The 24,456-nt window shown below is 72.4% G+C and carries 22 protein-coding genes and 1 pseudogene; 8 read left to right on the forward strand and 15 right to left on the reverse strand.

What is annotated here, in order from left to right:
- Positions 1 to 43: 43 nt before the first annotated feature.
- The 3 genes from A6F73_RS36330 to A6F73_RS36340 form a co-directional block, all read right to left on the reverse strand.
- Positions 44 to 1,444 (reverse strand): hypothetical protein, encoded by a 1,401-nt coding sequence (locus A6F73_RS36330; protein ID WP_063352577.1) that lies wholly within the window; start codon positions 1,442 to 1,444, stop codon positions 44 to 46.
- A gap of 142 nt (positions 1,445 to 1,586) precedes the next feature.
- Positions 1,587 to 2,165: a TetR/AcrR family transcriptional regulator gene (locus tag A6F73_RS36335; protein ID WP_063352578.1), complete on the reverse strand. Its 579-nt coding sequence runs from the start codon at positions 2,163 to 2,165 to the stop codon at positions 1,587 to 1,589.
- A gap of 172 nt (positions 2,166 to 2,337) precedes the next feature.
- Entirely contained in the window at positions 2,338 to 3,819 is a 1,482-nt protein-coding gene (locus A6F73_RS36340) for an FAD-dependent monooxygenase (protein WP_063352579.1), read from the reverse strand.
- A gap of 68 nt (positions 3,820 to 3,887) precedes the next feature.
- Here A6F73_RS36340 and A6F73_RS36345 point away from each other — a divergent pair, with 68 nt between their 5' ends.
- Both A6F73_RS36345 and A6F73_RS36350 read left to right on the forward strand, forming a co-directional pair.
- Complete coding sequence (locus tag A6F73_RS36345; protein ID WP_063352580.1) at positions 3,888 to 4,517, forward strand: TetR family transcriptional regulator; 630 nt, start codon at positions 3,888 to 3,890, stop codon at positions 4,515 to 4,517.
- A 97-nt stretch (positions 4,518 to 4,614) separates the two neighbouring features.
- A complete protein-coding gene (locus A6F73_RS36350; RefSeq protein ID WP_244293832.1) occupies positions 4,615 to 6,066 on the forward strand; it encodes an SMI1/KNR4 family protein in 1,452 nt (483 codons plus the stop codon).
- Between the two features lie 58 nt (positions 6,067 to 6,124).
- On the opposite strand, the gene A6F73_RS36355 is transcribed toward A6F73_RS36350, so the two are convergent.
- Positions 6,125 to 7,030 (reverse strand): LysR family transcriptional regulator, encoded by a 906-nt coding sequence (locus A6F73_RS36355; RefSeq protein WP_063352582.1) that lies wholly within the window; start codon positions 7,028 to 7,030, stop codon positions 6,125 to 6,127.
- A 69-nt stretch (positions 7,031 to 7,099) separates the two neighbouring features.
- Here A6F73_RS36355 and A6F73_RS36360 point away from each other — a divergent pair, with 69 nt between their 5' ends.
- Together A6F73_RS36360 and A6F73_RS36365 are read left to right on the forward strand one after the other, a co-directional pair.
- Positions 7,100 to 7,981 (forward strand): EamA family transporter, encoded by an 882-nt coding sequence (locus A6F73_RS36360; RefSeq protein WP_063352583.1) that lies wholly within the window; start codon positions 7,100 to 7,102, stop codon positions 7,979 to 7,981.
- A 121-nt stretch (positions 7,982 to 8,102) separates the two neighbouring features.
- Positions 8,103 to 8,753 carry a dihydrofolate reductase family protein gene (locus A6F73_RS36365; RefSeq protein ID WP_063352584.1) on the forward strand — a complete coding sequence of 217 codons (651 nt, stop codon included), beginning with the start codon at positions 8,103 to 8,105 and terminating at the stop codon, positions 8,751 to 8,753.
- 80 nt (positions 8,754 to 8,833) lie between these two features.
- Here the strand turns inward: A6F73_RS36365 and A6F73_RS40060 are convergent, their stop codons facing one another.
- From A6F73_RS40060 to A6F73_RS36375, 3 genes are all read right to left on the reverse strand, one after another.
- Positions 8,834 to 9,118, reverse strand: coding sequence for a cytochrome P450 (locus tag A6F73_RS40060; protein WP_107453162.1), 285 nt, complete (start codon positions 9,116 to 9,118; stop codon positions 8,834 to 8,836).
- A 157-nt stretch (positions 9,119 to 9,275) separates the two neighbouring features.
- Positions 9,276 to 9,686, reverse strand: a complete 411-nt coding sequence (locus A6F73_RS36370) for a PPOX class F420-dependent oxidoreductase (RefSeq protein ID WP_063352585.1) — start codon at positions 9,684 to 9,686, stop codon at positions 9,276 to 9,278.
- Positions 9,687 to 9,720: 34 nt separating this feature from the next.
- The gene (locus A6F73_RS36375; RefSeq protein ID WP_063352586.1) at positions 9,721 to 10,389 is read right to left on the reverse strand and encodes a hypothetical protein; all 669 of its coding nucleotides are present in this window, start codon (positions 10,387 to 10,389) and stop codon (positions 9,721 to 9,723) included.
- A gap of 210 nt (positions 10,390 to 10,599) precedes the next feature.
- Between A6F73_RS36375 and A6F73_RS41100 the strand changes: the two are divergent.
- Together A6F73_RS41100 and A6F73_RS36380 are read left to right on the forward strand one after the other, a co-directional pair.
- Positions 10,600 to 10,698, forward strand: a pseudogene (locus tag A6F73_RS41100) (oxidoreductase); the annotation flags it as partial.
- Positions 10,699 to 10,913: 215 nt separating this feature from the next.
- Entirely contained in the window at positions 10,914 to 12,500 is a 1,587-nt protein-coding gene (locus A6F73_RS36380; RefSeq protein ID WP_063352587.1) for an alpha/beta hydrolase, read from the forward strand.
- Positions 12,501 to 12,729: 229 nt separating this feature from the next.
- Here A6F73_RS36380 and A6F73_RS36385 read toward each other — a convergent pair whose 3' ends face one another.
- From A6F73_RS36385 to A6F73_RS36415, 7 genes are all read right to left on the reverse strand, one after another.
- Positions 12,730 to 13,293 carry a hypothetical protein gene (locus A6F73_RS36385; RefSeq protein ID WP_063352588.1) on the reverse strand — a complete coding sequence of 188 codons (564 nt, stop codon included), beginning with the start codon at positions 13,291 to 13,293 and terminating at the stop codon, positions 12,730 to 12,732.
- A gap of 317 nt (positions 13,294 to 13,610) precedes the next feature.
- Positions 13,611 to 15,365: an amidohydrolase gene (locus A6F73_RS36390; protein ID WP_079136568.1), complete on the reverse strand. Its 1,755-nt coding sequence runs from the start codon at positions 15,363 to 15,365 to the stop codon at positions 13,611 to 13,613.
- A gap of 143 nt (positions 15,366 to 15,508) precedes the next feature.
- Complete coding sequence (gndA, locus tag A6F73_RS36395) at positions 15,509 to 16,954, reverse strand: NADP-dependent phosphogluconate dehydrogenase (protein ID WP_063352589.1); 1,446 nt, start codon at positions 16,952 to 16,954, stop codon at positions 15,509 to 15,511.
- A 61-nt stretch (positions 16,955 to 17,015) separates the two neighbouring features.
- A complete protein-coding gene (locus A6F73_RS36400) occupies positions 17,016 to 17,279 on the reverse strand; it encodes a hypothetical protein (protein WP_063352590.1) in 264 nt (87 codons plus the stop codon).
- A gap of 230 nt (positions 17,280 to 17,509) precedes the next feature.
- On the reverse strand, positions 17,510 to 18,574 hold the full coding sequence (locus A6F73_RS36405; RefSeq protein ID WP_063352591.1) for a hypothetical protein: 1,065 nt from the start codon (positions 18,572 to 18,574) through the stop codon (positions 17,510 to 17,512).
- Positions 18,575 to 18,627: 53 nt separating this feature from the next.
- Positions 18,628 to 20,574, reverse strand: coding sequence for a DNA/RNA non-specific endonuclease (locus A6F73_RS36410; RefSeq protein ID WP_107453163.1), 1,947 nt, complete (start codon positions 20,572 to 20,574; stop codon positions 18,628 to 18,630).
- Positions 20,571 to 21,215 (reverse strand): sensor domain-containing protein, encoded by a 645-nt coding sequence (locus A6F73_RS36415; RefSeq protein ID WP_159398722.1) that lies wholly within the window; start codon positions 21,213 to 21,215, stop codon positions 20,571 to 20,573. Before A6F73_RS36415 ends, A6F73_RS36410 begins: the two co-directional genes overlap by 4 nt.
- 624 nt (positions 21,216 to 21,839) lie before the next feature.
- On the opposite strand from A6F73_RS36415, the gene A6F73_RS36420 reads away from it, so the two are divergent.
- Entirely contained in the window at positions 21,840 to 22,271 is a 432-nt protein-coding gene (locus tag A6F73_RS36420; RefSeq protein ID WP_159398723.1) for a hypothetical protein, read from the forward strand.
- A gap of 64 nt (positions 22,272 to 22,335) precedes the next feature.
- On the opposite strand, the gene tnpA is transcribed toward A6F73_RS36420, so the two are convergent.
- Positions 22,336 to 22,752: an IS200/IS605 family transposase gene (gene tnpA, locus A6F73_RS36425; protein WP_063352595.1), complete on the reverse strand. Its 417-nt coding sequence runs from the start codon at positions 22,750 to 22,752 to the stop codon at positions 22,336 to 22,338.
- 26 nt (positions 22,753 to 22,778) lie between these two features.
- On the opposite strand from tnpA, the gene A6F73_RS36430 reads away from it, so the two are divergent.
- The gene (locus A6F73_RS36430) at positions 22,779 to 24,017 is read left to right on the forward strand and encodes an RNA-guided endonuclease TnpB family protein (protein ID WP_063352596.1); all 1,239 of its coding nucleotides are present in this window, start codon (positions 22,779 to 22,781) and stop codon (positions 24,015 to 24,017) included.
- Positions 24,018 to 24,456 lie beyond the last annotated feature (439 nt).

The following is a 24,456-nucleotide window of genomic DNA, read 5'->3' on the forward strand; positions in this document are numbered from 1 at the left end:
GTGTCGGCTACCGAGGGGCGGCCCCTTCCAGGTGGAGCGGGTGTCAGCTGGTCCGCGGCGGGTCGACCCGGGCCACCAGTCGGCTCGGGCTGTTGCCGGAGGCGGTCGCCCGGTCGGCGGGGTGGTCGGTGGTGCGGTCGGTGGGGTGGGTGACGGGGTGGTCGGCGGGGTGCAGGGTGACGTTTTCCGGGTAGAGCCGGCCGAGCAGGGCCAGGACGACGAGGTCGCCCTGGCCGGTGGCGTCCAGGACGGCGTCGCCCGCCTCCGTCCACACCAGCCCCGGTGCGCGCAGGGCCGTCCACACGTCCGCGGCGGCGGGCGGGTCGGTGGCCGGTGCGTCGGCGGGCAGCGCGTCGGCGCTGGTGGCGCCGTCCGGCCGGTGGGCGAAGCGGTGGCCGCGCAGGGCCTGGCCGAGGTCGACGTGGGCGGTGGCGCCGTCGTGGGTGAGCTCGATGGCGGCGGTGCGGGCCCCGTCGGCGACCGGCCCGGCGACGATGCGGCCGGTGATGCGGCCGGTGATGCGGCCGGTGAGCGGCCCCGGTGCGGCGGTGGCGGGCGGCAGGTGTTCGACGAGGGTGCGCGGTGCGGCGTAGTAGTCCCGCAACTCGGCGACGTGCGTGACGGTTTCGTCGGCGGCCGGGTCGGGGCGCCAGGTCAGCAGGTACCGGGGGGCGGTCAGGGGCGGCTGGTCGAGGACGGCTGGCAGGGCGGTGCCGCCGCTCGCCTCGAAGCCGTAGCCGGCCGGGCCGGAGGGGTTGGAGGTGCCGGACGTGTCGGAGGTGCCGGTGACGGCGTGGCGGGCGAAGGCCACGATGCTGGCGTGCCGGATCCGGCGGACCAGGAGTTCGGTGAGGAACGCGTCCCGGGCCGGTTCGATGTGCCGCAGCCCGGTCGGAGTGATCAGCAGCGGGACGTCCTGCCAGTTGGTGAAGGGCAGCAGGGCGTCGCGCAGCAGGACGACCTGGTGCAGCCACTCGTTGTAGAGCTGCATCGTGACGGGTCCGCCACGGCGGCCGAGGAGCAGGTCGGTCGCAGGATGGGTGAGCAGGTGGCCGTAGCAGTGGCTGCGGACGATCAGCGGGCCGGCGGGCAGCGCGATCCGGTCGGCGAGCAGCCGCTCCAGGGCCGCGGCGGCCCAGGAGGCGAGCTCATGGCCGATCTTCTCGGCCTGCGCGCCCAGTTCGCGAGCGGCCGGGGCGCTGCCGGGGCCGACGGCCAGCGGCAGGGAGGTCTCCCGGGTCCCGAGGGCGAGGGTCGCGCGGATCTGGGTCTCCAGCACCTCGCCGTCGGCGGCGGTGAGGGCGTTGTCATCGATGACGCCCTGCAGCAGCGGCTCCGTGGCCGTGAAGAACTCACGGGCGGTCAGGGCGGTGCCGGCCGCGGGGAAGGTGTTCCAGCGGCTGCCGCCGAGGGCGGGCGTACTCGGGGTGGGTGCGATGGGCACGGGTCCTCCGAAGTGTCGATGGAGCGTTTCGATCGAGCAGAGGGAGCGTTTCGATGGAGCAGGGATGGAGCAGAGGTGGAGCGCCGGATGCGGGTTCGACCCTTATCTGGATCGTGCGATACAGATTGAGGGCATGAAAAAATCAGTCGAGGGCGGCGAGCGCGACCTCCACGACGGGTTCGAGGGCTTCGGGGTCCGGTGTGATCTTCGAGGAGACCAGCAGCCCGTTGAGGAAGGTGACGAAGAAGGCGGCGAGGCTGTGCGGGTCGTGCCGCGCCGCGATCTCACCCCGTTCCGCCGCGACCCGCAGCACCTCCGCGAGCGCGTCCCGGCTGACGTCCTGCATGTCCCGTACGGTGCGCCGGATCGACGAGTCCCCCGGTAGGCGCTCGCAGGCGGCATTGACCGCAAGGCAGCCCCGACCGCCGTGCTCGGCGGCGATGCGGACCCGTTCCATCAACATCGTGCGGATCGCCGAGCGGACATCCGTCCCCTCCTCCAGGCTGCGCAGCGCATCCGCCGCGAGGGTGGCGCGGTAGTGGTCCAGCGCGGCCCGGTACAGGCCGGCCTTGTCGCCGAACGCCGCGTACAGGGACCCCTGCCCGATCCCCAGGTGCTGGGTCAGGTCGCGCACCGAGGTCGCCTCGTAGCCGCGCGTCCAGAACAGCTCCATGGCGCGGCTCACCGCCGCCTCGGTGTCGAACTCCCGGGTCCTTGCCATGGTTTCACCGTAGCCTATCTGGATCGAATGCTCCAGATAGAGCGGCCGCGCTCCTCCCGACGTGAGGCCTCCGTGGAACCGGCGGATGCCCCGTGCGGCAGGAGGCGACAGCGCGACGGGCGGTCCGTCGGTGCGCCGTGGACCGCGGCGTACCGACGAACCGCCCGGGGCCTCAGCCGAACCAGCGGGCGAGGGCCGTGTCGAGCGGGGTGCCGTCGGTGTCGGTCCAGGCGAGGTAGCCGTCGGGGCGGACCAGGAGGGCGCCGGCGCTGTCCACGTCCTCGTCGGTCTTCGCCATGACGTGCTCGACCCGGTCGGACCGGTCGCCGACCGACCGCCGCCTGCCGTCGAGGGAGAGCAGCAGGCCCCGGCCGGAGCACATCAGCCGGCTCGCCCGGGTCGGGCCGTCCTCGGTGGTCAGGTCCAGGTCGATCAGCCGGGGGCCGACGCCGGGGTACCGGAGGTCCAGGCCGGACATCATGCCCGAGACGTACCGGTTGGTGTCGGGCAGACCCAGCAGCTCGGTCACGAGCTCGCGGACCGTGCCGAGCTCCTCGTCCCGGCCGGGATTCATGATCACGGCCTGGGCCCGGGTGTGGCGCAGCACGCGCGCGGCGACGGGGTGCCGCTCCTCGTGGTAGCTGTCGAGCAGGCCGGCGGGCGCCCAGCCGCGGATCGTGCCGGCGAGCTTCCAGCCCAGGTTGACCGCGTCCTGGAGGCCCAGGTTCACGCCCTGGCCGCCGATCGGCATGTGGATGTGCGCCGCGTCCCCGGCGAAGAACGCCCGGCCCTCGCGGTAGCGCTCGACCTGGCGCACGGCGTCGCCGAACCGGGAGGCGGCGCGCAGTTCGCCCAGTTCGGTGTCGGGGCCGTACACGGCGTGCAGCGCCTCGCGGACCTCGTCGGCCGAGACCGGCGTCTCGCGGTCCGGGCCCTGTCCGGAGAGCCTGCCGAACAGCATCCGGTACAGGTCCGGGCCGATGGGGTGCAGGATCGCGTGGAAGCCGCCGGCCACGCGGGTGTACTGGCTGAAGTGCTTGCGCTCGGTGGGGACCGTCTCGGACCGGGAGGCGAGGGTGAGGTCGGCCGCGACGGCGGACATCCGGCGCTCCCGGCCGGGGAAGGGAACGCCCAGCAGCCGGCGGACCGTGCTGTGCCCGCCGTCGCACGCGACGAGGTAGCGGCCGCGGATCTCACCTCCGTCCCAGGCCTCACCGCCGCCGGGGGTGCCGTCCGCGTGCCACGTGATTGTGATCCCCTCCGGGTCCTGCGTGACCGCCGTCACCTCGTGGCCGCGGAGCACGGGGACGCCCTGCTCGCCGAGGAGCCGTTCGAGGTGGGCCTCCAGCCGGACCTGCGGAACGTTGACCGGGTGGGGGTACCGGGTGCGCCAGGGCCGGCAGTCCAGCTCGACCGGCAGGGTGGCGAAGTGCCCGCCGGTGGTCTCGGACGGCTCCTGCGCGAGCAGCGGCTCCAGCAGCCCGCGCAGGTCGAGTACTTCGGCGGTGCGCGGCTGGAGCCCGCCCGCCCGGGACTGGGTGCTGGGGGTGCGCTGCTTCTCGACGACGACGGCCGGCACCCCGGCCAGCGTCAGCTCGTAGGCCAGCATCAGCCCGGTCGGGCCCGCCCCCACCACGATGACCTCGGTTCGCACGATGACCTCCCGAAAGAAGAAACTGGGTGCAATTCTGCACTCAGTCTACCACGAGGTAGACTGAGTGCATGAATCAGCAGATGGGCCTGCGGGAACGCAAGAAGGAACGCACCCGGGAGACGATCGCGGCGACGGCGATCCGCCTCTTCCTCGACCGGGGCTTCGACCAGGTCTCGATCACCGAGATCGCGGAGGCGGCGGAGGTCTCCCGGCGGACCCTCTTCGCCTACTTCCCGACGAAGGAGGACCTCGTACTCCAGCGGTTCGCCGACCACGAGAGCGAAGCGGCCCGGACGGTGCGCGCCCGCCCGGCCGGCCGGCCGCCGCTGGAGGCGCTGCGCGCGGCCATGCTCGACGCCCTGGCGCGCCGCGACCCCAACACCGGTCTGTGCGACGACCCCGAGGTCATGGCCTTCCTCCGCATGATCGTCGCTACCGAGAGCCTGGCGGCGCGGATGATCCGCTACACCGTGCGCGGAAGCGACGCACTGGCCGAGGCACTGCTGGAAGCGGGCGTCGACCCGCTCGACGCACGCCTGGTGGCCGCCCAGGTGATCGTGGTGCAGCGGGAACTGGCGGTCCTGAACCAGGAATGCCTGGCCGACGGCGCGTCCGCCGACGACCGCTACCCGGAGGCCGTCCGCGCCGCAGAGCGGGCGTTCGACCTGCTGCGCGACGGACTGGGGCAGCACGGGTAGCGCCCAGGTGCATCGGCCTCCCGGAACACTCCGAACTGTCGGTGGTGGGCGTCATAATCGCCACTGCCGTGATCACCGGATCTGCTGGAGGCCCTCGTTGTCCTCGTCGTCGTCCTTGCCGTCCTCGTCGTCCTCGTTGTACGACTTCGCGACCTGGGAGCCCCTGCTGCGGCTCCTGCGGGCTGACCACGCGCAGGCGCTCGCCGCGCCGGGCGGCGAGGTGGCGGGGCTGATCGGCCGGCAAGGGTGGAGCGTGCCGGTGAGGATGCGCTACCCGAAGGCCGGCCGGGCCATGCTGGTGTCGGACAACCAGGAGCAGCACGACGCGATCGAACGCGTCCGGGCCGCGCTCATTGAGGCCGGGACCGGTGATGTCGCCTTCGCCGTGGAGATACCGGCGAGCGGGAGGGCGGCGCTCCATCTGTTCGACCACGGCCCGGCCGTCGACCCGGGTATCGGCAACGCCCACCCCGGCGCGCTCACCCTGGTCGAGGGCGCGGTGCCCGAGCCGTGGCGGCGCCTGCCCGAGCCGGTGCCCGGGGCGGCGCCGGCCCCCTCCGTGGACCTGGAGCTGCTGGAGCGGACGCTGCGCGAGCGGATGCCCGACGAGACCGGCGCCACCGAGGAGGAGATCGCCGCCGCGGAGGCCCGCCTGGGTGTGGCGCTGCCCGAGGAGATCAAGGTGCTCTACCGGGTGACCGCCGCGCGGTGGTGGGAGCACACGGAGAACGACGAGAACGACGAGGACGTCGAGGACGCCGAGGCGTGCTGGGAGGCGTCCGACCGCGTCGGCGACGCGCTCGGCTTCGAGCTGAGCTCCCTGAACGGGCTCGTCATCGCCGACCGCTCGCGCTCCTCGTTCCGTTGGGAGCACGCGGCGACGGAGGCGTGCGTCACCTCGCCCGACGCCGCCGTGCAGGACCTGGTCGGCTCGCCCGGGTGGATCGTCATCGGCGACACGGGCGGCGGGGACCTGGTGGTCGTCGACCTGACCCCCGGTCCTGGCGGCCACCTCGGGCAGCTCATCGTGCTCGACCACGAGCAGAGCGTCGGCGCCTGCCTGTTCGCCGAGTCCCTCACCGACCTGGTGCGGGATCCGGACCGGAGCTGGTACTCCGGTCCGAGCCCGGACCTGACGTCGGTGGTGGCGAGGCTCCACGGCGAAGTCCCCAACAGCGTCGAGGCGGCGGCCCACCCCGACCTGGAGGTCCTGACCCTCGGAGGGTGGCGCGGCGAACCGGTCAGTCTGACCCCTGTCATCGGGTTGCCCCGGCTCCGCACCCTCTACGCCGGCCCCGGGGCGCTCGCCGACCCCCGGGAGGTCACCCGGCTGACCGGACTGGAGTTCCTGGAGCTGACCCCGGAGGACTGGCGCTGCCTGCTCGACGCCGGCGCCGTCCCCCGCGGCCTGTCGGCCGCCGCCATCGAGGCCCCGAGCGACCACGACCTGCGCCCGATCATGGCCCTCGCGAACGAACTCCTCACCCTGTGGGAGCGCCCCCTGATCACGGAGACCGTCATCGAAGGCGACCTCGGCCCCCTGCCGTAGCCCTGTCGCGGATCTCGTGTGCCCGGGAGAGTGAGGCGGCCCTGCTGGGGTGCCGCTGTCACTTTCGCGGGGGCGGTGGGGAGTCGGGCTTCTCGCGGTAGAGGTCGATGGCGAGGGCGACTGCGGCGTGGGTCGCGGGGTGGGGGTCCTGGCGGCGCCAGATGAGGTGGACGGGGACGGGGGCGGCGTTGCGCAGGGGGCGGTAGACGATGCCGTCGCGGCGGTACTGGGCGGCGGTGGCCTGGGGGGTGACGCCGACGCAGCGGCTGGTGGCGATGGCGGCGAGCCAGTCGTCGATGTCGTGGGTGTAGATGACGGCGGGCCGCTGGTCCTCGGGCCACAGGTTCAGGGCGGTGGTGCCGGTTCGGCGGTCGATGGCGAGGGTGCGGGAGGGGATCTCGTCGAGGCGGATGCTGCGCCGGCGGGCCCACGGGTCGTCGGAGGCGAGCGCGACGATGCGGTGTTCGTGGCCGACCAGGGCGTGCGACCAGGGCTTCAGGTCGAGCGGGGCGCGGACGACGGCGAGGTCGCACATGCCTTCGGCCAGCCCGCCGGTGGGGGAGTTGTGGCGGACGAGGCGCAGCTCGACGTCGGGGTGGCGCTCGTGCCAGCGGCGCTGGAAGTCGGTGGTGTGGCGGCCGAAGGCGGACCAGGCGTGGCCGAGGTGGAGTCGGGCGTGGCCGGCGGTCGCTTCCGCGACCAGGTCGTCGGCGCCGGCGAGCAGGACGCGGGCGCGGGCGAGGACCCGTACGCCGGCCGGCGTGGGCGCGATCGTGCGGCTGGTGCGGTGCAGCAGCCGCACCCCGAGGAACTGTTCCAGGGCGTGCAGGTTGCGGGAGACGGCGGCCTGGGAGATGCCCAGCTGGGGGCCGGCGTCGGTGAAGCTGCCGGTGTCGATGATGGCGACCAGGCAGCGCAGGTGCTTCAGTTCCAGATCGGCGGGACTTTGTCGTCGCTCATCCATACGCCGAGCGTATCAATGGGTCGGTGAATGCATTTTGCGTATGGCTGCGCGGGCTCCACTGTGGAGGGCATGGTGCTGAAGAGTTCTCATGAGGGCGTCACCGCCCAGGGCGACGGGCGCCTGGCCGGGGTGGCGCTGATGCTGGGCTCCGGCCTGTCCAACCAGGCCGGAGCCTCGATGGCGGCGCTCGCCTTCCCGGTGATCGGTCCCGCGGGTGTGGTGGCCGTCCGCCAGTGGGTGGCCGCCGGGGTGCTGTGGGCGGTCGGCAGGCCGCGGCCGCGGTCGTTCACGGTGGCGCAGTGGCGTCCGGTCCTCGGGCTCGCGATGGTGTTCGCCGTGATGAACCTGTCCCTCTACACGGCGATCGACCGGATCGGGCTCGGGCTGGCCGTCACCCTGGAGTTCCTCGGCCCGCTCGCGGTGGCCCTGGCCGGCTCGCGCCGGCGCATCGACGCCCTGTGTGCGGTGGCCGCCGCGGCCGCGGTGGTCGTCCTGGCCCGGCCCTCGCCCTCCACCGACTACCCGGGCATCGCCCTGGCCCTGCTCGCGGCGGTGTGCTGGGCCGGCTACATCCTGCTCAACCGGGTCGTCGGCCGCCGCCTGCCCGGGCTGGAGGGCTCGGCCGCCGCCGCCGCGCTCTCGGGGGTGCTCTACCTTCCCGTCGGCATCGTGGTGCTGTGCCTTCGTCCCCCGACCGCCGCCGCCCTGGCCTGCGCGCTGGCCGCCGGCGTGCTGTCCTCGGCGGTGCCCTTCCTGGCCGATCTGCTGGCGTTGCGGCGGGTGCCCACGCAGTTCTTCGGCGTGTTCATGAGCGTCAACCCGGTCTTCGCCGCGCTGATCGGTCTCGTCGTGCTCGGCCAGCACCTCGGCGCGGCCTCCTGGCTCGCCATGCTGGTGATCGTCGGAGCGAACGCGGTCGCCGTCACCACCGCCCCCGCCAACCCCGAGTGATGAGCGGGGCCCCGAGAAAAAGTTTCGGGCCGATGTCGATTCGGCCGGGTCCGCTGCGACGTCATGATGTGCGGCGCTCCGCCGCACGGTGATGCGACGACGAGACCTGACGAGGGAACACGTGGACCAACTGCTCAGAGTCATGAACTTCAACGTCTCCAGTGACGGCGTCGGTGCCGGTGCCAGTGAGCACCAGAGCTTCGAGCGGCCGTTCGGCCACGACCATCCCGAGAAGCTGTTCGCCTGGGCCGGGGCCACGGCGAGCTGGCCCATGCGGACGGCTCCCGGGGGGAGCCGGGGCCTCGACGACTACTTCACGCGGGACTTCGCGCGCAACATCGGTGCCGAGATCATGGGCCGCAACAAGTTCGGGCCCCAGCGCGGGCCCTGGCAGGACGACGAGTGGCGCGGCTGGTGGGGTGACGAACCCCCGTTCCGGACTCCGGTGTTCGTCATGACCCACCACGAGCGTCCGTCGTTCACGCTCTCCGACACCACGTTCCACTTCGTCGACGGCGACCCGGCCACGGTCCTCGCACGGGCGCGGGAGGCCGCGGAGGGCAAGGACGTCCGGCTCGGTGGCGGGGTGAGCACCATCCGGCAGTTCCTCGCCGCCGACCTCGTCGACACCCTGCACGTGGCGGTGTCGCCGGTGGAGCTCGGCCCCGGGCTACGGCTCTGGGAGTCCCCCGACGAGCTGCTGGACCGGTTCCACCTGGAGGTGGTGCTCAGCCCGAGCGGGGTGACGCACCACCTGTTCTGGCGGAGGTGACGTGAGGGCCCGCCTCGGGCGGCCGACGCCCGGGTGACGGCCGCTCAGGGGCGGGCTCGGAGGCGGGCTCGGGAGTGGGCTCAGGAGTGCGCGGTCACGGTCGCGGTGAGGGGCGCGGGGCCGAGGGTGGCCGCCGCCATCGGGCGGGGGCGGCTGCCCGGAACCGGGTCCACTCGCCAGGCGGCCGTGACCGCCGCCGTCAGGAGGGTGAGCTCCGCCAGGGCGAAGTCGCCGCCGGGGCAGCCGTGCACACCGGCGGCGAAGGGCAGGTAGGCGCCGCGCGGGGGAGCGGGGTGCCGTTGCGGGTCCCAGCGGTCGGGGTCGAACGCGCCGGGGTTGCGGTACCAGCGGGGGTCCCGGTGCAGTCACGTGACCGCATGGGCGAGACACGTGACTGTCATACGCGAGGCCGGTGGACACATGTACGTGTTCCTGAGCGCCGAACGAGGAGAAGCCCGGGAGCGGGGGCATCACGTTCGCCGTCCACGCGGACCGCATCCACGACGAACTCCGCCCCCCTCGTCACCCGGTGTCGCGGGCGGCGGACCCCCGTTCCTCCAGGTTCCAGGTGATGACCCTGTGGGGGTGGACGCGGACGATGTCCCGGCTGAAGCGGTCGGGCGCCACCGGCGGCACGTCGACGGTCAGCACCTCGGCCCGGCCCCGGATCTCGACCCCGCGCCCCCACCCGCCCGCGACCGGGTCATCGGCCGGAGCCAAGTCGTCGACCAGGACGGAGACCTCGGGGCGGGCCTGCGCGTTGCGGTACTTCTGGCTGCGGGCCATGGCGGGCCCGCCGATGTCGATGGTCCCGTCGTCGTTGAGCCTGAAGCCCACCGGGCGGATCTGCGGACGGCCGTCGGGGCCGATGGTGGCAAGTCGGGCCAGTGGCTGGGCGAGCAGGTACTCGCGCTCCCTCTCGGTGAAGATCATGCGGACGACCCTAGGAGCTCAAGGGCGGTTGAGGTCAAGGCCGTTGAGTGCCCTCCTGCGCCGCGAGCGCGAGCGCGTGCCGGCCGGACTCGGCGAGGGTGTACAGCACGGACCGCTGCTGCTTGTGGCGCTGGATGCTCCCCTTGGCCACGAGCGACTCCAGGGTGTTGCGCACGACCTGCGGGGTGGGGGTGCGGTCCGGGTGCTTCACCAGCAGTTCGTCCCGCAGCTCCTTCGCCAGGCGCGGTTCGTCGTGACCGCTGAGCAGGGACAACAGGAGCTCTCCGAGCAGGGGTTGCCGCGACTTCCCCGCCGCGGCGGCCCGTGCCGGCTTGCCCGCCTGCACCGTCCGCGCCGTGTTCCCCGCCTTCGCGGGCTTCGCCGTCTTCGCCGTCTTCGCCGTCCGCGCCGAACGAGCCGAACGCGGCGAAGGTGTGCGGGCGGGGGCCGCAGCGGACGCCCGGCGTCGCTTCGCCCCGGTGAGCACGGGCTCGTCCTGTGCCTGCTGGGGCAGGGGCGAGGGTTCCGACAGGCCCTCGTACCGTTCGGCGAGCTGGAGGATGTCGGCCAGGAGGGCTTCCTCCTGCTTCAGCATCCTGACCTCCTCGGCCAGTTCCTGCTGACGCCGACGGTTCTCTTCCAGATCCGATGCGGCCTGATCGACGAGCCGCGTACGGAGCGTGCTGGCTGGTTGGCTGGTCACAACCGTTCACTCCTTAGTAATGGATGACGTTGCGCATGGTACTCACGCTGGAGCTTCCGTGTAGGAGGGTGCAGGCGGTGGACGGCATTCCCTGGGGTCGTGCAGTACCATTCCCGACGCCCGGGCGAGCAGCACGCCGACAGGGCGAGGCGGCGTCGTCAGGACATCGCACAATCGACAACCACCATCCGCAACCGCCGCGACGGGTGGATCACCCTGGCCTGGCTGCTGCGGCGGTCGCCGAACATCTTGCTGATCCGCGGCACCTCGTCGGTGGCACACCTGCGAGAGAACGTCGCAGGCTGCGGGCCGTGGAGTGCGCGGCGCGAGCGCCGGCAGGCGGGCGATAGGCCGTCGTCCCTGACCGCCGGTCGGGGGGAGGTGGGACTCTGGCCTTACGTCAGACCGTCGGTGTACGCCGCAAGTCTGATCATGAACCCATCCCTGCGCCGTACGGGGGACGAGTGCGCCTGAACGGAGACTGGAGGCGATCCGAGAACACCGATTCTGCACTGAGGACGGGCATGGCGCTGCGAGACGGACGAACGATCTCCCTGTTGACGGTCGGCGCGGTGACGACCGTGATCGCGGCGCTCACCCCGGTGACGGCGTTCGCGGCGGGCGGGGACCCGCTCCAGCAGTACGCGCAGCAGAAGCTTCGTTGGGAGCGCTGCGACGCGGGCGGGCCGGCGGGGTTCGAGTGCGCGAAGGTCAAGGTGCCTCTGGACTATGGCAACCCCGGGGGCCGGAGGATCGACCTCGCGATATCGCGGATCAAGGCGGGCAGCGCGAAGCAGCGGCACGGAGTGCTGCTGATGAATCCCGGTGGCCCGGGTTTCCCGGGGCTGGGCCTGCCCGTGGAGATGCAGCCGCTGCTGTCGGCGCAGGTGCGGGAGCGGTTCGACCTGGTCGGCTTCGACCCGCGCGGGGTCGGGCAGAGCTCGCCGGTCGGCTGCGGCCTGACGCCCGACGAGCAGGTCTACCAACACCCCTACGCAGAAGGGAAGTTCGGCGAGGACGTGGCCCGGGCCCGGACGGTGGCCGACAAGTGCCGGGCCAAGGCGGGGGACACGCTGGCGCACATCACCACCCGCAACACGGCCCGGGACATGGACGTCGTCCGGGCGGTGCTGGGGGAACAGAAGATCTCCTACTTCGGGTACTCGTACGGCACCTACCTGGGCGCCGTCTACACGCAGATGTTCCCCCGGCGCGCGGACCGGTTCGTGCTCGACAGCGCGCTCGATCCGGCGCTCGCGTGGCGGGGGATGTTCCGGGGGTGGTCGGCGGGGGCCGAACTCGCCTTCACCCGGTGGACGGAGTGGGCCGCCGCCCGCAACACCGCGTACGGGTTGGGCGCGACTGCGGCGGAGGTCCGGGAGGCGTACTGGGACCTGATCGCCCACGCCGACCGCACGCCCGTTCCGGTGGAGGGCGGGGCGCTCAGCGGCGACGCCATCCGGTCCAGGTACGCCGAGTTCGTCCGCGTCGAGGCCGTCACGCCCTGGATCGTCGCGCTCAAGGCCGCAGCCGCGGGCGGGCCGGCCGCTTCGGCCGCTTCGGCCGGGGCGACCGGCGTGGCCGACGTGGCCGGCGCGGCGGTGTCCGATGCCGCCCCGGTCCGGGCCGCCGACGAGGGCGCGGGCGCGCGGGCCGCCGACCCGGTCGCCCCGGTAGACCCGGTCGACCCGGAGAACAACCGGGCCGCCGTCGTGTGGGCCGTCTTCTGCGGCGACACCCGCGACTGGCCGCGCGACCCCGAGCAGTACCGCCGGGACGCGATCCGGGACAAGGCCCGCTACCCGCTGGCCGGCGACCTGGGCGCCAACATCCAGCCGTGCGCGTTCTGGAAGCGGGCGCCCGGCGAGCCGGCCACCGTGGTGAACAACGACGTCAACGCGCTGATCGTGCAGAACCAGTGGGACCCGCAGGCGACCTTGGCCATGGCACAGGGCATGCGGCGGGCGCTGCACGGCGCACGGATGATCACGGTGGCCGGCGGCGAGGGCCACGGTGTGGTGGTGGCCGGCCCGTCCTGCGCGAGCGCCGACGTCAACCGCTACCTGACCACCGGCCGGCTGCCCGCCAAGGACCTGACCTGCGGAAACTAGGGGCACCGTCGAAGCCCCCACCCCGCCGATCTGCGCGAGTTCCAAGTCATTCGGCGTGCTCATGGATCACTACGCGCGCGTCGTGCGGTCCTTCGACACCCCGCCCGTGATCATCGGCCACCCGGTCGGCGGGCTCGTCGCCCAGCACCTCCTGGGCACCGGCCCGTGCCCCCGCCGCCGTTCGGGCGGCGGGGGCACGGGCCGGTCGCGTGACCGTCCGGGGTGGGGGTCAGCTCGGGAAGGGCCAGGTCGGGCACCACGGCCAGGTGATCTGGCCGGGGTAGGGCGGGCCCCACGGCGGGCACTTGGGCAGGGTCGGCGTCCCCGGGGCGCTGGTCCACAGGATCTTGCCGTTCAGCTGGACGGCGATCGCACCCTCGTTGTAGACGGCCAGTTCGGCGCCGGGGTTGCCGCCGGTGTTGCTGGCCCACAGCGGGGTGTTGGCGGCGGAGTACACGACGAGGTTGCCGTCGCCCTGCATGACCAGGATGTTGCCGTTGGGGATGGCGCCCTTGGCGACCCAGATCGGGGTGGTGTCGCGGTACAGGACGACGTTGCCGTCGCCCTGCATGGCCAGCATGATGTGGCCGTTCGGCGAGTACCAGGCCTGGTTGCGGTTCAGCAGGCTGTTCATCGGGATGTGGGTGGGCTCGGACAGCGCGGCGGTCACGGCGGCCGGAGCCGCGGTGGGGGCGGCGGCCTGGGCGGCGTCGGCGGTACCCGTGGTGAGGGCGCCGAACCCGATCGTGGCGAGGGCGGCCAGGGCGGCGACCCGGGAGCGGAGTCTGGACATGGGTGGGCTTGAAGTCCTTCCGGGGAAAGCGGAGTTGACGAAGTAGCGGGAGGGTTTCCTGTGGCGCCCGTCCCGCTGCGTCCGGCGCCGCACCGAACGTTAGGTCCGCGGCGCGCCGCCGATCGGCAGATCCACCGGCAGCTTCCCGCTCGCCCGCCCGCCCGCTCACCGCCTTCGACAGCGCCGGCACCGACTCGTGGTGCGGTAAGCGGGCGCTCCCAGCCCCCGCTGGGCCGCTTCGGTACGGTGCCGCCACCGCGACGCCAAAGCCTGACCCTGCCGGGGACCTCGGAGCTTCCCGGCCCGGCCCCGGACGCTCAGCAGCAGCCCCACTGCGGGGTGGGCGCGGTGGCCGGGATCGCGGAGGCCCGGGCGGCGGGTGCCGGCGGGTGGATGGTCGTTCCCGCCTTGATCGTCTCGACGACCTCGATGTCGCGGATCGCCTCCGGGTCGACCGTCAGCGGATTGGCGCTGAGGATCACCAGGTCCGCGAGCTTGCCGACCTCGATGCTGCCCTTGCGGTCCTGCTCGCCGTACTGGTGGGCGGCGTCGAGGGTGATCGCGCGGACCGCCTCCAGGGCCGACACCCGCTGCTCCGGCCCGAGGACGACCCCGTCGGTTCGGGTGCGCCGGGTCACCTGGCTGGACAGCACGGCGATCGAGTCGGGCAGCGCCACCGGCGCGTCGTGGTGCGAGGTGTAGCGCAGGCCGCGGTCGAGCGCCCAGCGGGCGGGGGAGATGGTGGCCGCCCGCTGCTCGCCGAAGACGGTCCCGCGGTACCAGTCGCCCCAGTAGTAGGTGTGCATGGAGAAGAAGGACGGCACGATCCCCAGCCGGGCGAACGCCTCGACCTGGTCCTCGCGGGCGGTCTGCGCGTGGATGGCCACGGTCGGGCGCCGGCCCGGCCCGGCCGCCTCGACCGCCCGGAGGAACTGGTCGATCGCCGCGTCGCCGTTGACGTGCGCCAGGACCTGCCAGCCCCGCTCGACCGCCGTGCTGACCTGCTTGTCCACCACCGTGCCGTCCGGCTCCGCCGGGTACCCGCAGTAGTCCTCGGGCTTCCCGGCCGGCGGCGTCAGGTACGGCGCGGTGAGCCACGCCGTGCGGCCCTGCGGCGAGCCGTCCAGCACCAGCTTCACCCCGGCCGCGCGGACGCCGTCCACGTACTCGTCGCTCACCCCGATCGGGTCGTCCAGCGCGGAGGACATCGCCTCGCCGGCCTTCACGTACGCGACCACGTCGACCGCGAACGGCACGGCGGCGGCCGTGTCCCGCAGCGCCTTGAGGTTGTCGAGGGTGGTGCCGCCCTCCTGGACGGTGGTGAAGCCGAAGCTCGCCGCCGTGGCCGCGCCGGTGATGAACAGCATCAGCAGTGCCCGTTCGGGCAGCCCCGCGAGCGCCAGGTCCGAGGCCGGGGTGAACGCCTTCTCCTCCAGGACCCCGTCGGGCTCGCCGTGCGCGGGCGGGACGGCGAGTTCGCGCCGCCGGATCACGCCGCCCTCGGGGTCGGGCGTGGCGGCCGAGTAGCGGAGCCGTTTCAGGCCGAGGCTGTTCACCGCGCCGAGGTGGAAGGACTGGTGGATGGCGAGCACCGGGCGGTCCCTGGACACCTCGTCGAGGTCCTCGCGGGTGGGGTGGCGGCCCTCGGCGAGCATCGCGTCGTCGTAGCCGAACCCGACGATCCACTCGGAGTCCGCGCCCACCGTGCTCCCGGCCCAGGCGCGCAGCTTGTCCTTCAGCGAGTCGAGCCCGGTGACGTCGCCGTCCGGTGCGGCCAGCAGGTTGGCGATGGTGGCCTGGAGGCCGATGCCGCCGAGGTGCCCGTGCGCGTCGACGAACCCGGGCAGCAGGGCGCGGCCCTCAAGGTCCCGTACGACGGTGTGCGGGCCGCTCCACTGGTCCAGCGCCTCCTGCCGGGGGCCGACGAAGACGATCGTGCCGTCCTTGACGGCCACGGCCTCGGGGGGCCGGGCGTCACTTTCGGCGCTCTCGGAGCTTTCGGCGCTTTCGGCGCTCTCGGCGACGGTGACGATCTCGCCGCCGTGGAGGATGAGGTCGGCCTGCTGGGCCATGCGGGTCTCCTGGAGGTAGGGGTTTGCGCCACGCTCCTACCCGTGGTGACCGCGGAATCACCTTCTGTGGCGCCGGTCTGTCCGTATGTCGCTCCCGCACGGCGGTTGCGGGTGTCTTCGGTGTCCCAGGTGTCCCGGGTGTCTCAGCGCTGCTCCTCCGGGCGGCCCTCGAGCTCCCAGCGGGTGTGGAAGGTCCCGTCCCGGTCGACGCGGCGGTAGGTGTGCGCGCCGAAGAAGTCCCGCTGGCCCTGCACCAGTGCGGCCGGGAGGCGCCCCGCCCGCAGGCCGTCGTAGTAGGCGAGCGCGGTCGCGAAGCCGGGGGCGGGCACCCCGAGTTCGACCGCCGCCGAGACGACCCGTCGCCAGGCCGACTGCGCGGAGCCGAGCGCCTCCCGGAAGTGCGCGTCGGTCAGCAGGGTGGGGCGCTCCCGGTCGGCCTCGTACGCGTCCCTGATCCGGTCCAGGAACCGGGCCCTGATGATGCAGCCGCCGCGCCAGATCGCGGCCATCTCGCCGGGGTCGATCTGCCAGGAGTACTCCGCGCTGCCGGCCTGGATCTGGTTGAAGCCCTGGGCGTAGGCCACCATCTTGGAGGCGTACAGCGCCTGCTCGACGTCGTCGGCGAACCGGTCCGATGCCGCGCTGTCGAGCCAGGTCTCGGTGGGGCCGGGCAGCCCCCGGCCGGCCTGCCGGAGCGGCACGCTGCCGGACAGCGCCCGGGCGAAGACCGCCTCGGCGATCCCGCTGACGGGCACGCCGAGCTCCAGCGCGCTCTGGACGGTCCAGCGGCCGGTGCCCTTCTGCTCGGCCTGGTCCAGCACGATGTCGACGAAGGGCTTCCCGGTCGCCGCATCGGTGTGGGCGAGGATCTCGGCGGTGATCTCGATCAGGTAGGACTCCAGGCGCCCGCCGTTCCACGCCCGGAAGACCTCGGCGATCGCGTCGGGTTGCAGTCCGGCTCCGTGCCGCAGCAGGTCGTACGCCTCGGCGATGAGCTGCATGTCGGCGTACTCGATGCCGTTGTGGACCATCTTGACGAAGTGGCCGGCGCCGTCCGGTCCGACGTGGGTGCAGCAGGGCTTGCCGTCGACCTTGGCCGCGATGTCCTCCAGCAGCGGTCCCAGGACCCGGTAGGCCTCCGGGGTGCCGCCGGGCATGATGCTCGGCCCCTCCAGGGCGCCCTGCTCACCGCCGGAGATGCCGCTGCCCACGAAGTGCAGGCCGCGTCCGCGCAGGGCCGCCTCCCGCCTCCTGGTGTCGAGGAAGTGCGCGTTCCCGCCGTCCACCACCACGTCGCCCTCGTCGAGCAGCGGTACCAGCTCGTCGATGACCGCGTCGGTCGGCGCCCCGGCCTTGACCATGATCACGATCAGGCGGGGGCGTTCCAGGGCCGCGACGAACTTCTCCGTGGTCTCGGCGGCCACGAACTCACCCTCGTGCCCGAACTCCTCCAGCAGCGCCGTGGTCCGCGCCAGCGTGCGGTTGTGCACGGCCACCCGGTAGCCGTGGCGGGCGAAGTTCCTGGCCAGGTTGCGGCCCATCACGGCCAATCCGGTGACGCCGATCCGGGCCGGTGCCTGCTCGGTCATGGCGGGAATCTCCAAGGGGGTCTCGGGGGCACAGGTGCTCGGGTGCTTGGGGCTGTCGGGACTACTCAGCGGAGAGCGCGAGGATCTCGTCCTCGGGAAGCTCGACGTACTCCTCGCCCTCCACCCGGATCTCCGATCCGGAGAGCCTGTTGAAGAGGATCTTCTCGCCGACCTTGACGTCCACCGGGTGCGGCTTGCCGCTCCCCAGCTGCCGGCCGGGCCCCACCGCCACCACCTCGCCCGTCCACGTCTCCGGGTCCTGCGGGGCCGAAACCCCGATCGGCTTGACGATCAGATGATCGTGCTTCGGGTGGAAGTCGGGCATGGCATGGTCCTCTCACGTAGCCGCCTGCGGCGCAGCCGGGGCCGCCCCCACACCTCGATTCTGCCGATCCGCGTCCGCGACCGCCCCACCAGCCGCTCGACGTCCACGCACCGGCGCGGCCGCTTCCCGCCGCCCGTCGCCCGCGGCGGGGCGGCCGAGTTTCCGGGCGCGGCATGCTCCGTTCGGGTCGCGGGGCGTCGGCCCGGGCGCAGCGCGGCGGCTCCGGTCGGCTACTGCAGCAGTGCGGCGTGCGGGTGGTCCGGGGCGGCCGGGCACGCGTAGATCTGCTGGTTGTACCCGTCGCCGACGGTGATCATGGTCGGTGCCGCCGAGTCGGGGCGGACGGCGTCCCGGGTCGCACCGGCCTGGGTCGCGCCGGCCCGGTCCTCGTACGGGATCCAGCTGCGGACGTCCGCGCGCCACTCCTTCGTGGCGATGGTCAGCATCGGGTCCATCCGGCTGCCACAGGCGCGGCAGTACTGCGGAGCGGGATCGGTGAAGCTCCAGGGCGCCCAGCCGCCGGCCTTCCAACCGGGGGCGACGGACAGCTCCCAGTCGTAGTACCTGTCCTCCGCCCCGTCGTAGGCACTGCCCGGCTCCGCGCCGGTCTTCCGCCGCGCGCTCCACGCCCGGACCTGCGCGCGCAGGTCCGGGTCGAGCTCCGCCGCCAGCGGGTACTCGGTGACCTGCTCGGGGGAGACCAGGCACGGCTGCGGCAGGTAGTCCTCGTACTGGATCGCGGGCGGCTGCGGAGGCGCGGTGAGGACCTCGCCGACCGCGGTGGCGGATCGCCAGAACAGCTCGGTCCTCGGCATGTTCCCCCAGGGGCGGTCGAATGGGTGGTCGAAGGGGCACCACAGCACCTGGAGCAGGTCCGCGCCTTCGGGCGGACGCAGGTCGGGCACCTCGCGGACGTACAGCTGGGCCACGGCCAGCATCGCGACCGGCCCCTGCGGGCACGGGCGGCCGGCGCCGGCCCGATCCAGCACGGCGCGCTCCTGCGGGGTGTAGGAGCGGGCGCCCGGTGGCCGGGCCCGGGCGGCCGCCCGGATCCCGCGCAACAGCCGGACATCCGCCGGGGAGGTCGCCGGCAGCACGGCCGGCACCCGGTGCGTGCCCTCGCAGTGCGGCCACGGCTCGGCGGCGGGCCACAGCAGTGGACCTCCGACCGAGCTCTCCCGCGGGGACGGCGATCCGGGCCGCGGGTGCAGCCGGGTCGCCGTCCGGGCCAGCGGGGCCAGTTGTGGGAAGGCCGCCACGATGTCGTCCGGCCTCGGCGGGGTGGTGCGGGTCATGCCGGCCTCCCAGCCGTACCGGTTCCGGTTCCTCGGTCCCCAGTTGCCCGGTCTCAGTTCCCCAGACCGGGCCCGCCGTTCTCGGGGATGTTCAGAAGGGTCTGCTCGTTGAAGACGGGCAGTGACGTGCCGTCGGGCAGCTGGACCGTGGCGCTCATGCTCGCGCCCCACGGGATGGTGCTGCTGTCGTCCCGGTAGAGGGGCGTCACCACGTAGTACACGGCGGCGTTCCCGTCCGCGGACAGCGCGTTCACCTCCTTCTGGACCCTGGCCTCGAACATCCTCATGCTGATCCCCTTGATGTTCAGCCCGAGCTGGTAGCACGGGACGAGGTTGATCCAGTCCTCCTTGTGACTGCCCCTCCCCCCGAGGACGTTGGCGATCAGGTGGCAGCGGGCGAGGCCACCGCCGGGGGACTGCGCGTTCGCGTCCTCCCAGCCCGTGATGTCGCCGGCGGCCTCGTCCCCCTTGACCAGGGGGTTCGTCAGGCAGGCCTCCGCCTTGCCGGCCCTGGTGGCCGGCGCGGGGGCCCGGGTGCCGGAGGGGCTCGGGCCCGCGGTCCGGTTGCGACTGGGCACGGACTGCTCGGTGTTGAGGATCCATCCGCTGCCGCTCGGCCTGCCCCGGGGTTGGGTCAGACAGGCGGCCTTGCCGGAAGGGGAGGGCGACGGGCTCCCGGGGCCGGTGTCCGGGGGCTCCGGCGCGGGTTGGACGGTCTTGATCTCGTCGATGACGAGCTTCACGCCGGCCTTGTACGCGACGAGCTTGCCGCGGCGGTTCATGGCGGTCTTGAAGACTTCCAGGGCGGGGGCCGCGGCGGCCCCCGGCATCTGGACCTGGAGGGCCGTGTAGTTCCCGTCGGGCTTGCGGACCAGCCCGTCGTAGGCGATGGACGGGCTGCCGAGCTGCGCCGCCTGTGCGGCGGGAAGCTGCCCGACGGCCTCGGGCAGCAGGTACGCCGTGCCCGGGCGCATGTCGACGGTGGTGCCGGCCTGTTTCGCGTAGGCCTTCAGGGCGGAGGTCCGGGGCTGCTGGTACGGGCTGTCGGCGGTGCCGGCGGCGTCGGAGGTGTCGACGGTGTCGACCCCCCGCCTCCGGCTCTGGGACTGGCTCTGACCCTGGTTCTCGCTCTGGTTCTGCCTTTGGGACGGGGCTTGAGCGCGGTGCTGCGGAGGGGCGGCCGCGTCACCGCCCTGGTCCATCGCCGCCGCCGGGTCCGGTGGATTGTCGGCGAGGCTCTGGGTGGCCTGGGCCATCTGCTGGAGCAACTGCTGCGCCCGGGGCTGGAGCTGCTGCTCCTTGGCCTGGAGCTCCTTGGCCTTCGCCTCCTGGGCCTTGGCGGCGGCGCTGAGCTGGGACTGCCTGGAACCGAGCTTGGACTCCTCCTGCCCGAGCTGGGACTGCTCGCTCTCCAGACTGCCCTTCTCGGCCTGGAGCTGCGCCTGTTCGCTCCTCAGCTCGCTCGCCTCGGCGTCGTACGCGCTGGACGCGGCGGCCTGCGCGGGCAGTTGGAAGGTGTGCGGCTTGTTGTTGTGGGCGTCGATCCTGGAGGCCAGGGCCGCCGCGCGCGTCCCGAAGCTGCCGGCCTTCTGCTTTGCGGCAGTGGCCTTGGCCTCGAACGCCGCGGTGTCGTTGCGCAGGGCGGCGGCATCCTTGGTGATCTGCTCCGCCTCGGCGACCACGGCCTTCGCCTGCTGCGCGATCTCCGCTTCCTGCCGGTTGAAGTCCTCGATCTCCCGGACCAGCTGCGCCGAGGCGGCCCTGACGTCCCCGGACGGGACCAGGACAGCGACTCCGCCCGACTGGGCCAGGACGGCCGCAGCGCCGGTGGCCGCGAACGCGGGCGCCCCCGCGCCGACGAACGGCACCAGCACGGCCGCCAGCGCCAGGAGGACGAAGCGCCGTACGGCTATTCGTACGGCCGTCCGCGCAGTCGTCCGCACAGTCGTCCGTACGGTTCGCCGGCGGCGAGCGGCCGGGCCGTACGGGGACGCGGTCATCCGCTCACCTTCCCGGTGAGCTCGTCGGCGAGCTTCGCGGTGGTCGACTGGCCGTCGCCCGCCTGGCAGACGGCGACCTGGACCAGACTCGTGCCCTTCACCCGCGCCTGGTGGTGGCAGGCCCACTGCGCGCCGCCGTCCTGTGCGCCGTCCTGCGCCGCCGTCCACGCCACGGCGACCTCGGTGGGAGGGTGGGCCGTGTAGGCCCACTTCGCGGTACGACCTGCCTGGTCGGTGACCGTCGAGGACGGGCACTTGGTGAGGCCGTCGGTGAGCGCCTGGAAGGCCGCGCCGGTCTTCTCGCTGTCCGGGAACACGCCGATGACCTGGTTCACGGTGTAGGCGCCCGTGGCCCCTGCGTCCTGGTAGGTCGCCGACAGGAACGCGGTCCACGCCTGCCCGTAGACCGACTGGGTCGTCGGTCCCGCCGCGACGGCGCATTCCGACGGCGACACGGCGAGCGGGGCGTGCGGCCGGTCCGACTGCGGGCCGGCGACCAGCGTCGTCCCGGCCAGCCGACTGACGCTGTCAGGGCTCACGAGGTCCGCTTGGACCGTACCCGCGGCCACGTGCGGCGGCAGGCTCGTCGGCTGCTGCGGCCAGAGCCACCACCCGATGCCGGCCAGGACGAGGCAGGGCACGACCGCGGCCACGATCAGCTGCCAGTGGCGCGGTACCCGAGTGAGCAGGGGCCTCCCCGGGCCTGCCGTCGGCGCGTGTTGCGGAACCGGCGGCTGCGGCGACGGCGGTTGCGACTGCGGCGACGGCGCCGCGCCGGATGCCGAAGGCGGCCCGGCAGGGCGGGCCGCCCCAGCGCCTGACGGGCCATCACCGCCCGGGCCCGACGGCGGCGGAATGATGTAGTCGGCGTCTTCGGCCACGCTGATCTCCCCCACGACACGCCGCCATCCGGGCGACTCAGGTTGCGTTCTGTAAACGAAGCCGGGACATACCGTCACTCATCCAGCGCAGCGGGGCAAGACCTTCCGGTCGGATTTGAGGACCGTCTGAGCATTTCGCCGAAACCACCAACTGCCAGTCAGTGCTCCGGAGTTGGATCAACCCGCGTCGTGCCGCGCCGAGCCGACGGATCGGAACCCTCGGCGGCGAGGAGTCAGGACGCCCGGAGGACCACCGGACTCCGAGGATCGCTCGGAGGTGAGGAGTCCGAGCCCCCGGAGCAGGTGGACAGCCTGCTTGTCCGTCCACGGGCGGAGGGCAGCCGCCTGCTCCCGAGGCTGAGTGGGCCCGCTACGATGCGCCACGTGCTTCTCGCTGTTGACACGCATTCGCATGCGTACCAAATCGGACAGTCCATGGGGACGTGGGGTATACCCGCTCTGATCGCTGTCCTCCTCGCCTGGCGGTTCACCGGCACCTGGCGAAACCCCGTCGCCCGCACCCTCGAAGAGGCGCCCCGCGTCGCCGCGGTGCGGAGAAAGCGCAGGAGCGTCAGTATTGTGGCGACTCTCCTCCTCGTCGGCGCCGGGGTGATCGCAGTGGTCGTAGAGGTGGGTTCGGACTCCTCTTACGGCCCTGCGGCCCGGTCAGGCCCGGCCGGGCGCACCATCGACGCTCCGGCAACCGTCGCCGGCTACCACCTGATCACCGGTGAGGCCGCAGTCGGCCTGTCGGCCCGGGTGCCGGGCGCGACCCCCGAACGCTACCGAGACTATTCGCAGTGCATCGGGCTTTAGCCCGGTGGTGAGGCGAATCCTTGGCCTGTAGGCGCGGAGCGCCGGAGTGTGCTCCGTGCAGGTTCTAGGCCGGGGGGTTCTGCTGCTCGATGTACTGGCGGAGCACGCTGATCGGTGCTCCGCCGACCGACCCCGCGAAGTACGAGCCGGACCACAGCTTCTGTGCGCGCCAGTAGTGGCGGACCAGTTCGGGATACTCCTGGTGCATCCGGCGTGAGCTGACGCCCTTGAGGCTGTTGACCAGCTTGGACAGGGCGACCTTCGGGGGGAAGTTCACCAGCAGGTGGACGTGGTTGTTCTCACTGTTGAACTCCACGATCTCGCACTCGAAGTCTTCGGCGACCGCCCGCATGATCTCCTCCACCCGTCGAAGATGGGCGTCGTTGAACACCTTGTGCCGGAATTTCGTCACGAAAACCAAGTGCGCGTGAAGCGCGAATGTGCAGTGCCTGCCTGTACGGATCTCCTGATGCTCAGCCATAAACCAACTGCAGTACTGTGTCGATTGTGCAGCTTCGGTACAGCTTCCGCCTGTACCCGACGGCTGGTCAGCGTTCCTCTCTGGCCCAGGCGTTCGGGTGCGCCCGCGTCGTCTTCAACGATGCCCTTCGGGAACGTGAGGACGCGCGAGCTGCCGGGCTGCCGTTTCCGAAGGCCGCCGAGCTGTCCAAGCGGCTGACGGAGGCGAAGAAGACCCCGGAACGCGCCTGGTTGGGCGAGGTGTCCGCCGTGGTGCTGCAACAGTCCCTGCGGGATCTGGAGACCGCGTACGGAAACTTCTTCGCCTCCCTCAAGGGCACCCGCAAGGGTCCGAAGATCAGACCGCCCCGGTTCAAGTCCCGCAAGGACAACCGGCAGGCGGTGCGGTTCACCGCGAACGCCCGATGGTCGATCACACCGGGCGGCAGGCTGAACCTGCCGAAGATCGGCCCCGTGCCGGTCCGCTGGTCCCGTGTGCTGCCGTCCACCCCGTCCACCGTGACCGTGATCAAGGACGCCGCCGGAAGGTACTTCGCGAGCTTCGTCGTGGAGACCGGCCCCGACCTGCTGCCGGAGACAGGCCGGGCGGTGGGTGTCGACCTCGGGCTGACGCACTTCGCGGTCCTGTCCGACGGCCGGAAGATCGAATCACCGAAGTTCCTGCGCCGTGCCGAGAAGAAACTCAAGCGCGCGCAGCAGGCCCTGTCCCGCAAGGCCGAGGGCAGCAACAACCGCGACAAGCAGCGGGTCAAGGTCGCACGGGCACATGCCCGCGTGGCCGACGCCCGGCGCGAGTTCCACCACCAGCTCTCGACTTCCCTCGTGCGCGAGAACCAAGCGCTCGCGGTCGAGACACTGTCGGTCAAGGGACTCGCGCGTACGCGCCTCGCCAAGTCGGTGCACGACGCCGGATGGTCCGCGTTCCTGAACATGCTGGGATACAAGGCCGGCCGGGCGGGGCGCGAGTTCATCCGCATCGGACGGTTCGAGCCGACCTCTCAGGTCTGCTCGCACTGCGGGATCAAGGACGGCCCCAAGCTCCTGCACGTCCGTGAGTGGACATGCGGGGACTGCGGGACCGTCCACGACAGGGACGTGAACGCCGCCCGGAACATAGCCAAGGCCGCAGGACTTGCGGTCTCAGCCTGTGGAGCGCAGATAAGACCAGGACTCGTCCCGGCACCGCGCGGTGAAGCAGGAACCCACCCGGACGCCGCGTGTTCCACGCGCAGCGTGGAGGGAATCACCGGCCTTCAGGCCGGTTGAGGATGTCAATGGTTCTATACGGACACGCCGGACGGCACCCGGCCGAGCCTCGTCTTCAACGCCTCCACTACGCAGTGGGATCCCAAGCTCGCCCGGGAAAACGCCACGCACTCCCTCTTCTGGGGCCTGACCAACTTCTTCGCGGGCGCGAAGATCGAAGACCCCCAGGACGTCGACGCCGGCCCGCTCGGCGGAGCCATGCAGTGCGGGCACCAGACCGGCAGAGGAGCTGTGGTGTGCCGCTGGGGCGACGCCTCGACGGTGGGCTCCGTCGCGGTCCTCGGCATCACGGACATTCACCAGGCCGGGGCGATCGCCCTTCAGTTCCGCAGCGCCGCCGAACACTGAACAGACTCGGGCGAGCACACACCGTCGGACTCGTGAGGCCTCAAGCCATCGGGCTGATGGAGTCACGGTCCACTCCGGGGCCGGCCACTGT

Origin of the sequence: Streptomyces sp. MJM8645, from assembly GCF_001625365.1 — a bacterium.
Taxonomy (GTDB): Bacteria; Actinomycetota; Actinomycetes; order Streptomycetales; family Streptomycetaceae; genus Kitasatospora.

Excerpts from the sequence above, each read along its gene's own strand:
- A6F73_RS36405 (WP_063352591.1), bottom strand. The coding sequence starts at position 18,574 with ATGACCCGCACCACCCCGCCGAGGCCGGACGACATCGTGGCGGCCTTC.
- A6F73_RS36335 (WP_063352578.1), bottom strand. The coding sequence starts at position 2,165 with ATGGCAAGGACCCGGGAGTTCGACACCGAGGCGGCGGTGAGCCGCGCC.
- A6F73_RS36380 (WP_063352587.1), top strand. The coding sequence starts at position 10,914 with ATGGCGCTGCGAGACGGACGAACGATCTCCCTGTTGACGGTCGGCGCG.
- A6F73_RS36385 (WP_063352588.1), bottom strand. The coding sequence starts at position 13,293 with ATGTCCAGACTCCGCTCCCGGGTCGCCGCCCTGGCCGCCCTCGCCACG.
- A6F73_RS36355 (WP_063352582.1), bottom strand. The coding sequence starts at position 7,030 with ATGGATGAGCGACGACAAAGTCCCGCCGATCTGGAACTGAAGCACCTG.
- A6F73_RS36390 (WP_079136568.1), bottom strand. The coding sequence starts at position 15,365 with ATGGCCCAGCAGGCCGACCTCATCCTCCACGGCGGCGAGATCGTCACC.
- A6F73_RS36370 (WP_063352585.1), bottom strand. The coding sequence starts at position 9,686 with ATGATCTTCACCGAGAGGGAGCGCGAGTACCTGCTCGCCCAGCCACTG.
- A6F73_RS36360 (WP_063352583.1), top strand. The coding sequence starts at position 7,100 with ATGGTGCTGAAGAGTTCTCATGAGGGCGTCACCGCCCAGGGCGACGGG.
- A6F73_RS36410 (WP_107453163.1), bottom strand. The coding sequence starts at position 20,574 with ATGACCGCGTCCCCGTACGGCCCGGCCGCTCGCCGCCGGCGAACCGTA.
- gndA (WP_063352589.1), bottom strand. The coding sequence starts at position 16,954 with ATGACCGAGCAGGCACCGGCCCGGATCGGCGTCACCGGATTGGCCGTG.
- A6F73_RS36345 (WP_063352580.1), top strand. The coding sequence starts at position 3,888 with ATGAATCAGCAGATGGGCCTGCGGGAACGCAAGAAGGAACGCACCCGG.
- A6F73_RS36400 (WP_063352590.1), bottom strand. The coding sequence starts at position 17,279 with ATGCCCGACTTCCACCCGAAGCACGATCATCTGATCGTCAAGCCGATC.
- tnpA (WP_063352595.1), bottom strand. The coding sequence starts at position 22,752 with ATGGCTGAGCATCAGGAGATCCGTACAGGCAGGCACTGCACATTCGCG.